Here is a 15,192-nt window from a genome sequence, read left to right as displayed (position 1 = left end):
CTTAGACTATTTCACTTCTTCAACTTGTTTTGTTCTATCTATTTTTACATCCGCGAGATCAATCTCAATATCATGCGTAATAGGATGGCCAACAGCTAGTATTTCCGTTTCGACCATTGTGCCACAGCCAGGGCAATAGAATTCAAGCAAACGTACCCAATTAGGATCCGGTGAAAAAGTATGTTCTCCCTCTAGATGAGGCTGATGGATTTCATGCGGGTCACGCTCATAAATCAGCAGGCCCTTTTTAAAGTTTTGATCGGCACTAATAATTTCGTGGTCACACTTATTACAAACCCAATATTTTTTATCCAAATCTAAGTCAATGTACTCCGTAATTTTTTTTCTCATCCTTACACCTCCATAATTCCATTTAAGTGTTCATCAATTCTAAATGTGCTATCAAGAGGAACAACAATTGACGTATTCGAACTTTCTAAAACAGCAGGACCAACAATTTTATGTCCAGGCTGCAGTGTTTCAAGATTATAGATGTTCGTCGTGATGAAATGATCCTTCCAATAGATGTCTCGCTTTGATTTAGGCTCTAGCTGTTGGTTTGTGATCTCTAATGTAGGAAGTTTGTATCTAGAAACGGTTACATTGCTATTCAAACGAATAAACTCAATATTTATTTCGTCAGATTGTAATTGCTCTGCAACAGAATTTAAAATTTGCTGTAACTCCTTATCGCTGCTGTCTGAAAGGAATTGGTTAGGAAGCGTAATGATTTCACGACGATTTCCGTTAACAGAAGCCACTTCCACAGATAAATCAAATTGAATAGAGTCCGGTGTGAAACCTTCACCTCTCATATCACGATAAGATAATTTTTTCATTTTATTGATGAGCTCTGTCGCTCTTTCCTTCATTTGTCCAAGATTCGCTTCATCCTTCGTGTAGGCGTAATCTAAACGTTCTTGATAGTTGTGGGCAATGTCAGCTGTTGACAAGCCAAAGGCACTAAATACAGAACTGAATGGGAATGTATATACTTTCCTGATCCCGCTTTTCTTGGCCATTCCTCCTGAGAACAATCCACCGCCGCCGCCAAACGAGAACAATTCAAATGTAAGAATATTCTTGCCTCGCTCAGTTGCAAGCTGCTTTAATGTATCTGCACCAATTTGTTCAAGGATATCGATAATTTTCATTGCCGCTTCTTCAATGGAAATGTTTAATGGTTGTGCCACCCATTTTTGAATCGCGTTGACTGCCTTTTCCTTTGAGATTTTCTTTGTCCCACCAAGGTAATAGTCAGGGTCTACTAGACCAAGAACAACACACGCGTCTGTAACGGTTGGCTTTGTGCCGCCAAGGTCAAAACATGCAGGTCCAGGAACTGCACCCGCACTTTCCGGTCCAAGTTGAATTTTTCCATCAGCTGTTACCTTCGCGATGGAACCGCCGCCGCCCCCAACAGAAAGGACGTGAATCAATGGTGTGTGGACTGGAATATCAGCGATACTGGATTCTGTATCAAATGTTAATTCCCCATTCGAAATTAACCCAACATCCGTACTTGTCCCACCAACGTCAACAGTCATAATATTGTCAAGCCCGTACATGGAGCCGATATACTTCGAGCCCATTAACCCCGCTGCAGGACCTGAGTTATACGTATCAATTGCTTTCGTTTTTGCTACACGAGCAACCCCGCCATTTGCATGAGCAATTAAAAGTGGTTTTGTATATCCTTTTAAACGGATACCATCATCAGCTTTATACAGATATTTCACCATGTCACGGTGGAGATAGGCATTAACAACTGCTGCATTTGTGCGAATGGCATTATTGGCTCGTGAACTAATCTCACTGGCTAGTTGAATAGGCTTTGTGCCGAGATAATGCTTTGGATAGTCCTCCTGAATTACCTTGCGTACTTGCTTCTCATTCTCATTATTTGAATGAGCATTTTTTAAACTGACAACAATCACACGAGTGCCAAGCTCCAGCAATTTTTTGGTTGCATTCTTGACTTCTTCTTCATTTATCGGTTTGATCACTTCTCCCTGCTCAGAAACTTCTTCCTCGATCGCTACAACCATCTCCGGGTCCACAAGATAATTTAAGACGGGATTGTCACCATCTTGGTACAGTGAAGATGCGTATCCTTTTGAAACGATAAGCCCTAATTTTGGACCTGTGCGTTGAATGAGTGAGTTTGTTCCAACTGTCGTTGACAACCGAATCGTTTTCGTTTCTTTCAGAAAAACGCTTACATCTTTAAAACCAAAACGCCGTGCCCCTTCAGCTATACAATTATTAAAACAAACTGTTAAATCATGTGGAGTGGTATCAACTTTTACCACTTCAAACCGGTCACCATAAGAGAAAAATCCATCCGTGAATGTTCCGCCGGTATCAATATCAACAGTATATTGTTGTGTTTGCGTCATTTGCTCCATGTAAAGCCCTCCTTGTTTTCATTAAGCTCACTTTCATCGTTAATTGATGTTTAAACGTCTAACTTTTTTAGGATCGGACCACCACCTCTAAATTATATTTTTAATATTCTGAATCTTACAAATTTAATTGTAAAGAATCCTTATATAGATTGATAGGTAAGTTAAGAACAAATTTAGAGATTATTTTTTTCACTTTTTTGTGGATTAGCAACGAAAGCATTTTTTCCTTTTGGATGATAAGTTGAAAATATTATGCGGAATTTTCCGAAAATTATATCTAAAAAAATACTTCATATTAAGAGTGGGCAACACGCTTTACATTTAACCCCAAAATCTCTCTCGCTTCTTTAGGTGTTGCAACTTCCCTGCCCAATATTTTAGCTAATTCTACAATTCTCTCAACAAATTGAGCGTTCGTTTTTGCCAGCTCTCCCTTGCGAAACCAAACACTATCTTCCATCCCTACACGGACATGCCCTCCAAGCAGAATGGTTATTGTGTTAATGGCTAACTGATCTTTGCTCGCTCCAATAGCTGACCATATGCTCCCCTCTGGTAAACTATTTTTCATAAACATTAGATTTTCAGGGGTAGCAGGCATTCCACCTTGTGCTCCTAAAACAAATTGGAAAAAGTAGGGAGGCTTAATTAAACCTTTCTTTGCGACCGTTATGGCATTATGAATCATCCCAATATCAAATACTTCAATTTCTGGCTTTACATTGTACTCTAGCATTTTACTAGCTAATCTCTCCAACATTCCAGGTGAGTTAACAAATACCTTCGATCCAAAATTCAGGGATCCCGCATCATAGGAAGCAAGCTCAGGACTTAATTCACAAACTCGAATTCGATCCTCTTCACTTGTAAGATCTAATCCTCCTGCAGTCGTAAAGTTAAGAACAATGTCGCTATTCTTCTCTTGCAGCAGTCTTCTTACTTCACGATACGGTTCTAACTCGAGGGTTGGATTATCGTCTTCATCCCTAACATGAATATGGGCAATGGCTGCACCTGCCTGCCAGGCTTTATAAACAGAGTCTGCAATTTCTTGTGGGGTTGTTGGTACGTACGGAGTATGCTTCTTAGTAGTAAAGCCTCCTGTTGTCGCTACTGAGATAATTAGTTTTTCCAAAATAATCACACCTTTTTTGTCATTTTATTGAAGGACTATATTAAGAGAAAATGTAAGGTGAAGAAATCAAATATTTTCTACTTTCTACCTCGAATTGACGGGAATTAGAGTACTCAGTCATTTTTTGAAAACGCATACATTTTGTTTTAATGATTAGGATGAATATTTCGAATATTATAAATAAAATCATAATCTTTTTCTTCCCCTTTTCCTATGTCTGCTGGAAACAAAAAATGGCTTTTTTTTCTAAATATTTTTGTATAGGACTAATAAAATAAAAGGTTCAAAACAGGAACATTTTACTCTTTCAACATAAATGCTCTAATCTTAAAGCCAGCATTAAATTCAAACGTGCCTCGGAGTCAAGCAAATCAAAGCCAGTCAAATTTTGCAGCTTTTCTAAACGATACTTTAGTGTATTTTGGTGAATAAATAATTCATCCGCCGTCTTTTTCAAGAGTCCATTATTTCTTAGATATACATCTAAAGTTTCTTTCAATTCACTAGAATCTTTTCTTTCATTTATTTTGCTTAAATATAATTTAAGGAAAGGAGAAATAATATCGTCATGAGTAGAAAGTTTAGATAATAAAGTCCAACTTCCACATTCCGGATAATAAGCTATTTTCTTCACATCTTGGATACGAGGCAATATTTTCAAGATCTGCTGTGCTTGAATATAAGAATTTCCAATTAGCTCCAAAGCATCAACTGACTGGCCTATACCAATATATACCTCAATCGTTTGATTGTCTTTATTAGCTACTTTTCTATTAACCACTTTTTCTAATTCCTTTTGTAAAGTTGAACTTAAGTGGTGAATTTCGATTTCTGCCTTATGAGAACTAATAATAACGATCCGATCACCATTAAAGTTAATCACACATTCAGGAAGGATGTTTTTAATTTTATTTACCATAAATTTTTGCTGTTCTTCTCCAATAACACCTAACCATTTTTTATTTGTATACATTCCAACATTCATTACACAAATATGAGGAGTGAGTGATATCCCTAATGTTTTGCTGATTTTTTTTGCTTCTTCTAAGTTTTGTTTGTCACTGTCAATCAAATACTCCAACAATTGAGATATTAAATATTTTTCAATTTCCAATCGTCGAAATTCTGAAGAGCCTGTACTTTTCAGTTGCAAAGCTCCTTCCAAGAGCACTCCCAACTGAGTGGATATTTCCATCAATAAGCTCATGTCATCTTCTGTAAAATACCCATTTTTCTTATTTATTGCATGAAGGATGCCTATTCTTCTATCATCTACCACAAGAGGTACTGTTATTAACGTTTCAACACCGAATAGCTTGATTAAATTTTGATTATAATGCCGTTCGGATGAAGCCTCTGATGTAATACTTGGGATCCCACTTAAAAAAACATCCTTTGCATTACTTTGATCTTTTAAAGATACACGATATTGGTTGATAATATTTTCTTCCCAGACACCAAATGCAGGCTTTTGTAAAACCAGTTCATTTTGATCTGGTTCATACAGCATAATCCCACACATTTCAGAGGAAAGAACTTCGCCAAGATTTTGGACAATTTCCCTCAAAAATTCTTGAAAAGAAAATTGATTGACCAGTTGATGCAATTGGTTCATTAATGTTAAACTTGCTGTTTTACGCTGCATTCTTAAATACAAGCGCGAATTTTCAACCACCATGGATACGGACTGCATGAACATAGTTATTAGCTTTATTTGTTCATAGGATAATTGCTCTTGTTCTGATAAAAGGACTAGGACTCCTGAAAATATTTTTTGATGTTTATAAGGAAAAAAATGTATCTGATTATGAGTAACATTTTTTTGTTCCCGGTATTCATCATGGTCCAATAATTCTCTGCAAATTTTTATTATTTTTTTACTTTCTGTTTTTTCTATCTTAACACTCGCTTGTGGGATAAGCTGTTTTAAACTTTGGTCAAATACTAAAAACATGCCTTTCCCGCCCCCAGCCAAACGAATGCCTTGCAACACGATCATTTCGGTTAACCGTTCCCAATCCTGAGTATTGTGCAGGCTTTCAATACTGGACTGTAAAAGAGATATTTGATTTTCATTTAGAGATAGACTTGTATTAATCATAAAAAAACCTCCTTGGAATCGTAATATTAAAATGGAGTTTAAGGGAATTTCTTTTGATTTTGCATAGTGAACGGGCAAAAAATTAGATAGCTGAAGCATATAGAACAGGCGAAATGGTAGAGTGATGGAATGTCATTGACTTGGAAATATTTAGGTGTACGTTCGTGAACTATTTTTAATGCACTTTTAAATTTTATATCTACATAGTTGGTTGGTTATTTTTAATTGAAAATGTTTGTACCTTTCATACAAAAAAACCCAGGCAAATCAAGGGCCTATTTATAAACGGTATTTGTCAATGTTTACATAATCTATTTATTATGATTATTCAAAAAATTAAAAGTATTTATTTAAATATACCATGATTTTTGTTATATAAAACTATGTTGTTCTTCTATATGACAGACTAGTAATAATTATTTTTTGCTTTTTTCAATATAAGGCTTATAATTCCTTCGAACCCCGTTACCACACATAAAAAAAGCCAGGTTAAAATCCGGGGACTGAAACACTTATTATGCTGCGAATAATTTAAGATCGTAATTATTTTTCCTAAATCATTGACTACGTGTATTTTATAATAAGAATCAACTTATAATTTAAATATATATGTTGTATACTATTCATAACAATTTGAAATGAATCAAGGTGACAGTATGGAACTAAAACATCTCCATTACTTTACAGAGGTAGTGAAGCAGGGGAGCTTTTCAAAAGCAGCCGAAAAGCTGTTTATCTCCCAACCAAATATCAGTAATGTCATTAAGGATTTAGAAGAGGAATTAGATGTACAGCTGTTGATACGTACGACTCGAAAGCTGGAGGTCACGGACATGGGGCAATTGCTTTTTCAATATGGAATGCAAATATCCCAAACACTAAAACATTTATACCAAGAATTAGATGATAGGAAAAACAGTAAAAAAGGAATCGTAAAAATAGGGATATTCCCCATGCTTGGACAGGGTTTTTTTACCAAAATTACTTCTGAATTTCATAAACACTATCCTGAGATAAGCGTACGATTTGTAGAGGATGGAGCTGAAAAGTTAAAACACAGCCTGCTTGAAGGCGAGCTTGACCTGGCTGTTATGGAGATTCCGGCAGACCATTCACTTTTTGACTTATTTCCATTTTTAAAAGCGGACCTTCATCTATTAGTACACCGACAACATCCACTGGCTAACAAAAAAGTGGTTACATGGTCTGAATTAACAAATGAACCATTTATCATCCTTCGGGAAGGATTCCACATCCATGACCTTATAATAAATGAATGTCAAAGGCATGGATTTCAGCCGGAGATTATTTGTGAAACATCGCAATGGAATTTTATGATCGAAATGGTGCGGATCAATAAGGGGATCACGATCCTTCCGCTGAGCAATACCCATGAAATTCACCAAAATTATCAGGAGCTTAAAATATTACATTTAAACGATCCAAAAATTAATTTTCAATTAGGAATTGCCTGGAAAAAGGACAGCTATCAATCCTTTGCTACAAGAACATGGATTCAATTTGTGAAAGAGAGGATCTAGATATATTTCTAAGACCGTGGCATATTCACGGCCTTCTTGTTATTCAAAAACATAACTCTTTGATTGGAAAAGCTCCCACATCAAATGGATTGGAAACCCCGTTTTTACATGCTTACACCATATTCCCGGGCAGCATCCATGATATCTTCCAATTTTAATTGATTAATATTATCTGAAACAAGCTGCATTAATGAATAGCCGTTTTCTTTAAGGGAGTGATTTATCAACAATTCTAGTCCTTCATCAGTAATATTTGCATTCATGCAGTAAGGATTCTCCCAACTGTTTGCTGGAGGAATATCCGTAGAATCTCCAACCGTCGACGATCAATTCCATTACTTGATCGATATCTTCACATATGATTTCACCTGATTGACAAAACAAAACATAGAACATGCCGATCCCTCCTAATGGGTAATTGGTACGGTTCTTATACTTTCTTTTCTGTGGTGGCAAAATGGCTCATTTTGACTTATCCATAATGATTCCTGTTCCTTTTCTTTTATTAAATTTTTTAAATGAAAGCGTATTCATTAATATTTTTATAAACAAGCTGCTTCGACATGCGAGGTACATGGATTGAAGTTTACTGTATGTGATCCTCCCTATTTGCAATCAATTGATAGCGTTTTTATAATTCCTTTATTGAATAATTCATTTTTATAATTATGAATTATTGATTTGAATATACCATTTCATTTTTGTCATTTATAACTATATTGTTCTTTTATATGACAATTTAATAATATTTTTTTTAATAATTGGATTAATCTTTTTTGCTATTTTTTTTAATTGGTAGATTCAGTTCATTGCAAAAGAACACGGATTTTGACCTGATTATTTTCATCAGAATTCAAATTCGTGTTCTTTTTGTTTATTGGCCAGACCACTTCTCAGTTTTCAATAAATAGATTACATTCCGCCTGTAACACCGATTCCTTCTCCGGTAATAGCTGCTGCACCGTCTGAAGCTAAGAAAACAGCTGTAGCACCAATCTCAGAAGGTTCAAGTAAACGTTTCATCCACTGTTTACCAAGAATGTGATGATTAAGGGCCTCTTCTACAGTTGTACCATCCTGATCTGCCAGTTTTGGTAATTGTTTTTCAATTAAATCAGTACGTACTGGACCAGGCATAATCGTATTAACAGTAATGCCATACTGAGCTGTTTCTAAAGCAGTTACTTGTGTGAATCCAACTACTCCATATTTTGCTGCACAATAAGCTGATTTATAATCATCAGGAATTCTTCCATGGGCTGATGAAATATTGATAATACGGCCTTTATGTTGTTTTTTCATTATTGGAAGTACATGTTTTGTCGGTAAGAATGTTCCAGTTAAAATGACATCCAGTACAAGCTTCCACTTTTCCAATGGGAATTTTTCCACCGGAGCAATATATTGAAGTCCCGCATTGTTGACTAACACATCAACAGTTCCCCGTTCTGCAGCGACTTGGTCGATTGCACTTTTTACCATTTCTTCATCTGCTACGTTAACTTTATATCCTTTTGCATTCCCCAATTTTTTTGCTGCCTCTTTAGCTGCTTCTAAATTCAAATCAAAGATAGCTACAAAATCCCCGTTACTGATGAATGATTCAGCAATAGCAAATCCGATCCCTTGAGCTGCCCCTGTTACAATTACCGTACGTTCTTTCTGAGTTGTCATCTTTTTATATCCCCTTATTATTTGTTTGTAAGAACGTGCTAATGCAAAGTATTATCTCACGACATATGTTGGGTCAAGGTCTTACATTCCCTTTGTGTAAACCATAAAAAATTTAAATCGAGGATTTCGTGGCCAAACTCATTACTCGATTCTGCTTCTGCATAGATTAAATAATTTTTCTGGCCCCACAATCGTAATCGTTTTCAATCTTTTCTTTAAATCTCCTTTCTGTTAATCAGTTTTCCACAACTATTATATTTAAAACATAATAATAGTTTAAATATATATTTCTTATCAAACTTATTTGTAAATGCTATAAATGTTTCAATCACCAAAAGCCAATGAGAAAATTTTCACTATCAAGTAATTCCAATTCGGGTGGTTCCTGTGCCACTTGAATTGTATTTCGTCATCTACCGTTTGGACTTTTACCTCAACTTCAATTGCCTTCGTTCCATCGCTGATCATCATTCATTCAGTCCCTTTAACGACTTAAAGGGATGCGATTTCATTAAAGCTAGTAAACAGCTACACTCTTAAACTCTTCTATTAATAATGGTACAACTTCAAATAGGTCTCCGACGGTTCCATAATTAGCAATGCTGAAAATATTTGCTTCGGTGTCTTTGTTAATGGCTACAATCACTTTCGAATTGGACATACCGGCTATGTGTTGAATAGCACCTGATATTCCGCATGCAATGTATAGGTCAGGTGGCACCACTTTACCAGTTTGACCAATTTGTAATGAGTAATCACAGTAGTCTGCATCACATGCACCGCGGGATGCCCCAACTGCTCCGCCTACCACATTTGCCAACTCTTGTAACGGCTTAAATCCGTTTTTGCTCTTGACTCCGCGTCCCCCTGAAACGATAATTTTTGCTTCTGAGAGGTCAACGCCGCTTGTTGCTTTACGCACAACATCTTTTACAATCATCCGTAAATCTTTAATTTCAACATTCACTACCGTCACTTCTCCTGAACGTGCTTCATCCTTTTCAAGTGGTGGAATGTTATTCGGACGAATGGTTGCAAAAACCAGTCCATCCGTAACCACTTTTTTTTCAAAAGCTTTACCGGAGTAGATTGGACGGGTAAATACAGCCTACCCTCCAATTACTTCAAGACTGATTGCATCTGAGATTAATCCTGATTTAAGCTTTGCAGCAATTCTTGGTGAAATGTCTTTTCCAATAGAAGTATGCCCTAAATAGAATAAGAAAAAATTCGGCAAACCGATCGATTGGTCTGTTGAAGACCATGGCGGATAATACATATTCAAATGCATGATTAATGTGGACTCTAAACAATATAGTAATTTTTCAAAGTCAGACGGAATCATCGGTATCGATTGTAATGTTGACCATTTTGCTGTTTCAGATAAGAATTCAAAAGGACAGCTGATCTCTTCAAGGGCACTAAAATTCAATATAGTAGGAAAAACTTCAGGTCAAATCACCAAAATCATCGAATCAGAAGTAATGGAATTGGTGAATAGTGCAGAGCGGGCCAATAAACCTTTAGCAATTGAAACATTAGATACCACAAGATCAAAAGTATCCAATGCTTACGGAAATAAAAAAGCGAATTTCAAATTAATATGTTCGCTTATAACAAAATGATCTCAGCTATTAAGGCAAGAGCTAAAAAAATGGGTGTAGCGGTATTTGAAGTAAACCCTGCTTATACAAGTCAAATTGGAAAAATGAAATATATGAAACGCTTTGGAATCTCCATCCATGAAGCAGCAAGCTTTGTCATTGCACGAAGAGCAATGGGATTCAAAGAAAAGCTCCCACCAGTTTTGGGTACTCTATTACCGGAGAAGATAGTAGGTACTCATCATTGGGCGCAGTGGGGGTATATTTCGAAAATGCTGAAAGGAAAATGCACTTGTGCCTATTACCGTTCAGAACTTTTTAATGTAAACAAGTTTCGTTCTACGAACGAACTCTTCTTACCAGGGGCTCTCACAGACTGGGAAGCAAAAAGTTTGTTGACATTAAAAAGTGGAAAACCCTTCTCCTAGTTGAACGGGAGAAGGTCGTATATCTTTGGTATATGTCTTGCTTACAAGAATCCCCCACTTCAAACAGCCCGAAAGGGCGTTAAGTGGCGGGTAGTTCAATTCATTACGTCGTTCGTTAAACTGATAAATTCTTCCGCATCTCTTTCCATTAATTGTATACCAGCCTCCCAAAAAGCCTGTTTCGTCAGGTCTACGCCTATATGTTTCATAGCTAATTCTTCTACTTTCATCGAACCCGTATCGCGCAGTAAAGCAATATATTTGTCCTCAAAGCCGTTTGGATTCTTTAAGAATTCTGCGTAAATGCCAAGGCTGAATAAAAAGCCAAAGGTATACGGGAAATTGTAGAATGGCACATCATCAATAAAGAAGTGTAATTTGCTGCACCAGAAATGAGGATGATAACTGGATAAGCTGTCACCATACGCTTCTTTTTGGGCGTTGACCATTAATTCATTCATTCTTTGCTCAGACACAATCCCTTTTGAACGTTCTTCATAGAAGGCATTTTCAAATAGGAACCGGGCATGAATGTTTAAAAACATGGCAATGGCATTTCCCATTTTCGCATTTAACAGAGTGACTTTTTCTTCTTTCGTTTTTGCATTGGCTACAGTGGCATTGCCGATGATGGTCTCTGCAAAGGTACTGGCTGTTTCCGCAACATTCATACTATATCTGCGGTTTAAAGTTGGCAAATCTTTCATCACAAAACTATGAAAGGCATGGCCTAATTCATGGGCTAAGGTGCTGGCATCATTAGGAGAACCGGTAAATGTCATAAAAATCCGTGATTCTTCAAATTCCGGAAGTCCCGTACAATAACCGCCCGGCCGTTTATTCGGACGATCCTCCGCCTCTACCCAGCGATTTTCCAGTGCATTTTTGGCAAAAGCCGAAAGGTTAGGCCCAAAGCTAGCAAAGTTTTCGATCACAAAATCACAGGCTTCGTCATAGGTAAAGCGCGGTGGTTCCACATCACCTAAAGCAACTGGAGCGTCCACATCCTGCCATCCTAGCTTTTCCATACCGAATATTTTTGCCTTTTGATTTAAAAATTTAATGAAAGGTTGTTTATGATTCGCAACGGCTGTCCACATAGCATCAAGTGTTTCTTTGGACATGCGGTTATATTCTAATGGCTCCTCCAGGTAGTTTTCGCGGCTGTGAGCTCTTTGCAGCGTAATCCGGTAGCCGTTTAAATGATTCAAGGTATCGGCAAAGACAGGCGCGAATTTTGTCCATGCCGTCTCCCAATTCTCAAATAACTGTTTTCGTACTTCAGGATCCGGATCAGCATACATCCGGTTCATGGCCTGACCAACTGAAAATTCGGTTGTTTTTCCCTCTTTATCTGTAAATGGGATGGTCATAATCGAAACAGCGGTACCGTATAACCTGCTCCAGGCTGTTAGTCCATCTTTATTTAACTCTGTGATAATTCTTTCTTCTTCCTCTGATAACAGACGTTTACCTTGATCACGGATCTCATTCAAAGCAAACGATACTTCGGCTAATTCCGGATCCTGTAAAAGACTTTGCCAATCTTCATCATGAATCGCGACAAGTTTTTTCGTAAAGGCAATAGAAAGATTTTCTACCTCACTGGATAAGTCCATCACTTGTCCTAGTGCGACATTGGCATATTCGTCATTCATGTAGGCATCATGCCACATTTGCACAAAGGTACCAGATTGTCCTAAGCCCTTCCCAATAGTTTCCTGTTTTTTTAGGATCGCTTTTAATGGTTCCTTAGATTTGTCCTCAACAAAGTTCCACTCATGAATTAAGTTTTGATATTCTTGAATTTCTTCCTTGATAGTATGTAATTTTGTTTGTAATTCCGGTGACTTCGTTCCGCCTGGAAAAATAGCATCTAAATCCCATGTATCTGCATATTTCATTTCGTTCCCTCCTTTTTAATATTTCCATTTTAAACCTTTATTTAATGAAGACAAAATTAAATGTCCTCGTTGGAATTTTCATTAATAAATTAAACAATGTAATCAGAACTTCAAAAAAATGTAACCTAATTTTCAAGAAGATGAAAACTTATTATGGAATAATTATAGTTTCAAGAGTTTTTTTAAAAGGATTGAAGCCCATTCTTTCTCTGTTTCATCCTTTCAATAATCTAATGAGGATTCATTTGAATATTGGTTATAATCATTCAGCCTAGGTGGTGCAAAAATTGGCACAGACGAAAAGGAAAAGAATAAAAATAAAATGGGGAAGAGTATTTGGAGCCCTTCTTCTCTTAAGTATCTTTATAATTGGTCTTGTTAATGTATTTCAGTACATAGGAGGAACTGTAAAATCACTCAACCAACCACTAAAAAAAGCGGAAGGAAAGTATTCGTTTCAAGGAGAGAAAAATAAACTTGATACAGTAAATGTTCTGTTATTAGGAAGTGACTCACGAGGAGAAAAACAAGCACGTACGGATACGATTATGGTTGCACATTATGATCACCAAACTCATAAAATAAAACTTATTTCTCTCATGCGTGATATGTATGTCTCTGTACCTGGACATGGACATCAAAAATTAAATGCAGCTTTTTCATTTGGAGGTCCTGAATTACTAAGGGAAACCATTAAAGTGAATTTCGGGCTAGACATTCATTATTATATGATTGTCGATTTTAAAGGATTCGAAAAAGCTGTCGATCTCCTCGTTCCAAATGGAATTGAAGTAGACGTACCACACGAGATGTCTTATGGTATAGATATGACGTTAAAAAAAGGTAAGCAACAACTTCATGGTAAAGAGCTGTTAGGATATGTCCGTTTTCGCCATGATCGTTTAAGTGACTTTGGACGGGTACAAAGGCAGCAAGAAGTGATCTCAAAATTAAAAGAAGAAGCCCTAAGTCTACATAATGTGGTGAAATTTCCTGAGTTATTAGGTCTTTTACATACATACGTCGAGACAAATATGGATACTTCCACCCTTTTGACGATCGGAAAAGACATTTTAACTAAGAAAAGCGGGGAGATAGAAACATTACGTATCCCTGAAGATGGCAGTTTTCAAAATAAACGTTATGACGGTCTTGGTGAAGTTTTAGGAGTGGACTTCCAACAAAATAAGGAAGCTCTTAAAAACTTTTTAAGAGAAAAATAATGCAATAGTTTTGGTCAAAACGAAGAGGGTTAACAAATAAGCGAGTTTTTAACAACACAAATAATTTAGCTGGTTAAACGATTGCTAAAATTATAGAAGAATACAATAATATATAAAAGCTAGCCCCTTCTCTAAGGCGGGGCTAGTTTCATTAGCAAAATGAAGAGTGCAGCTAGGGATTTCTGGTCGTATGAGTGGAGATATGAAGATTGCGTTGTCCCCCTTATCTGGCGTAAACTCTAACGATCAGTTTCGAATGAAATTGCTTTCCCTCAAAGGTTATTTCTTAGAATATCATTCACTCTATTTTTCATTGTAACAATCACTGTTTTCTTATATTGGACCGCTAAAAGAAGTATTCCTATTTGTTGGGAACGGGATAAGTTTTTAAATCGAGGTTCTTTCTTTAAAAAAGCATGAAATATTTTCCAGCTATTTGGCATTAAAGGAAAATCATCCAGGGGTTGTTTGTTTCTTAAACGATGCAACCAGGACATAATTCCAGGGGTAGTGCTTTTATCAACAATACAGGGCGCATAAACACTTTTTGTATGTTTCCTGAGGGATTCGAATCGATCTTGACCGCTAATAATTATGTAGCTGTCATCTTTTCGGCTTCGTCTGACAACCAAAACAAACATACAATCCCACATTAATCTCTGAAGTTTCTTAATGTGCTCTGTCATTTTTACCGATACATTAGGTTTGATCTTGTTTAGTGGAATATACTGTAGCGTGAATTTCACATACATCCCCTCCTGTTTTTTGATGAAGTTCTCCTTCTTGCTTTTGGCAGGAGCTTCGCATTCCAACAGTGACGGATTCCAGTAAAATGGTATTTTTATATGCCATTCAAAGATACAGTGTCGAGATTTCCTCAACAAAACCAAAGCTAAAGTCCCTTTTAGCATTGTATATGTATATAATGAGACTTTAAGTACAAATATAGATATTTTTCAGGTTATTACCTATATTTTTTGTTTCCAATATAATTTTGAACCGATTCTAAAATAGTCGTTTTTTTGAAAAATTTCATAATAAATGTAAATAAATTTTAATTTGTTTCATATAAAGCAAATATGCACTTTTATTCACAATCTTTTAATTGAATCAATTTCATAATGCCTTATTTTAAAAAATCACATACTCGCAGAATTTTTGATATGTTTTTTTA

Annotated in this window: 14 protein-coding genes and 1 pseudogene; 4 read left to right on the top strand and 11 right to left on the bottom strand. The window is 36.3% G+C overall.

Translation table 11 applies throughout. The features are described 5' to 3' along the window. Nucleotides 1-6 precede the first annotated feature (6 nt). The 4 genes from JN080_RS25290 to JN080_RS25275 form a co-directional block, all read right to left on the bottom strand. Nucleotides 7-351 carry an acetone carboxylase subunit gamma gene (locus tag JN080_RS25290; RefSeq protein WP_256238730.1) on the bottom strand — a complete coding sequence of 115 codons (345 nt, stop codon included), beginning with the start codon at nt 349-351 and terminating at the stop codon, nt 7-9. 2 nt (nt 352-353) lie between these two features. Then, nucleotides 354-2,408, bottom strand: a complete 2,055-nt coding sequence (locus JN080_RS25285) for a hydantoinase/oxoprolinase family protein (protein ID WP_256238729.1) — start codon at nt 2,406-2,408, stop codon at nt 354-356. Nucleotides 2,409-2,703: 295 nt separating this feature from the next. After that, the gene (locus tag JN080_RS25280) at nt 2,704-3,552 is read right to left on the bottom strand and encodes a beta-keto acid cleavage family enzyme (protein ID WP_309144717.1); all 849 of its coding nucleotides are present in this window, start codon (nt 3,550-3,552) and stop codon (nt 2,704-2,706) included. Between the two features lie 298 nt (nt 3,553-3,850). Next, nucleotides 3,851-5,644, bottom strand: a complete 1,794-nt coding sequence (locus JN080_RS25275) for a helix-turn-helix domain-containing protein (protein ID WP_256238727.1) — start codon at nt 5,642-5,644, stop codon at nt 3,851-3,853. Nucleotides 5,645-6,300: 656 nt separating this feature from the next. Between JN080_RS25275 and JN080_RS25270 the strand changes: the two genes are divergently transcribed. Then, nucleotides 6,301-7,185 (top strand): LysR family transcriptional regulator, encoded by an 885-nt coding sequence (locus JN080_RS25270; protein WP_256238726.1) that lies wholly within the window; start codon nt 6,301-6,303, stop codon nt 7,183-7,185. A gap of 104 nt (nt 7,186-7,289) precedes the next feature. On the opposite strand, the gene JN080_RS25265 is transcribed toward JN080_RS25270, so the two are convergent. The 5 genes and pseudogenes from JN080_RS25265 to JN080_RS25245 form a co-directional block, all read right to left on the bottom strand. Continuing rightward, nucleotides 7,290-7,448, bottom strand: coding sequence for a hypothetical protein (locus JN080_RS25265; protein WP_256238725.1), 159 nt, complete (start codon nt 7,446-7,448; stop codon nt 7,290-7,292). After that, nucleotides 7,429-7,581, bottom strand: coding sequence for a hypothetical protein (locus JN080_RS25260; RefSeq protein ID WP_256238724.1), 153 nt, complete (start codon nt 7,579-7,581; stop codon nt 7,429-7,431). The genes JN080_RS25265 and JN080_RS25260 overlap by 20 nt, the downstream gene beginning before the upstream one ends. A 516-nt stretch (nt 7,582-8,097) precedes the next feature. After that, on the bottom strand, nt 8,098-8,859 hold the full coding sequence (locus tag JN080_RS25255; protein ID WP_256238723.1) for a 3-hydroxybutyrate dehydrogenase: 762 nt from the start codon (nt 8,857-8,859) through the stop codon (nt 8,098-8,100). A 324-nt stretch (nt 8,860-9,183) separates the two neighbouring features. Next, complete coding sequence (locus JN080_RS25250) at nt 9,184-9,330, bottom strand: hypothetical protein (protein WP_256238722.1); 147 nt, start codon at nt 9,328-9,330, stop codon at nt 9,184-9,186. A gap of 46 nt (nt 9,331-9,376) precedes the next feature. Beyond that, a pseudogene (locus tag JN080_RS25245) lies at nt 9,377-10,069 on the bottom strand (electron transfer flavoprotein subunit alpha/FixB family protein); the annotation flags it as partial. An 88-nt stretch (nt 10,070-10,157) separates the two neighbouring features. On the opposite strand from JN080_RS25245, the gene JN080_RS25240 reads away from it, so the two are divergent. Together JN080_RS25240 and JN080_RS25235 are read left to right on the top strand one after the other, a co-directional pair. Continuing rightward, the gene (locus JN080_RS25240) at nt 10,158-10,484 is read left to right on the top strand and encodes a hypothetical protein (RefSeq protein ID WP_256238721.1); all 327 of its coding nucleotides are present in this window, start codon (nt 10,158-10,160) and stop codon (nt 10,482-10,484) included. 29 nt (nt 10,485-10,513) lie between these two features. After that, complete coding sequence (locus tag JN080_RS25235) at nt 10,514-10,891, top strand: hypothetical protein (protein ID WP_256238720.1); 378 nt, start codon at nt 10,514-10,516, stop codon at nt 10,889-10,891. Nucleotides 10,892-10,986: 95 nt separating this feature from the next. Here JN080_RS25235 and JN080_RS25230 read toward each other — a convergent pair whose 3' ends face one another. Next, nucleotides 10,987-12,795, bottom strand: coding sequence for a M3 family oligoendopeptidase (locus JN080_RS25230; RefSeq protein WP_256238719.1), 1,809 nt, complete (start codon nt 12,793-12,795; stop codon nt 10,987-10,989). Nucleotides 12,796-13,073: 278 nt separating this feature from the next. Here JN080_RS25230 and JN080_RS25225 point away from each other — a divergent pair, with 278 nt between their 5' ends. Further along, nucleotides 13,074-14,018: an LCP family protein gene (locus tag JN080_RS25225; RefSeq protein ID WP_256238718.1), complete on the top strand. Its 945-nt coding sequence runs from the start codon at nt 13,074-13,076 to the stop codon at nt 14,016-14,018. A 272-nt stretch (nt 14,019-14,290) separates the two neighbouring features. Here the strand turns inward: JN080_RS25225 and JN080_RS25220 are convergent, their stop codons facing one another. Next, nucleotides 14,291-14,764 carry a hypothetical protein gene (locus tag JN080_RS25220; RefSeq protein ID WP_256238717.1) on the bottom strand — a complete coding sequence of 158 codons (474 nt, stop codon included), beginning with the start codon at nt 14,762-14,764 and terminating at the stop codon, nt 14,291-14,293. Nucleotides 14,765-15,192 lie beyond the last annotated feature (428 nt).

It is taken from the genome of Bacillus sp. EB600, from assembly GCF_024494385.1.
Classification (GTDB): Bacteria; Bacillota; Bacilli; order Bacillales; family Cytobacillaceae; genus JAEVLT01.
This window is presented reverse-complemented; position numbering and strand designations above follow the sequence as displayed.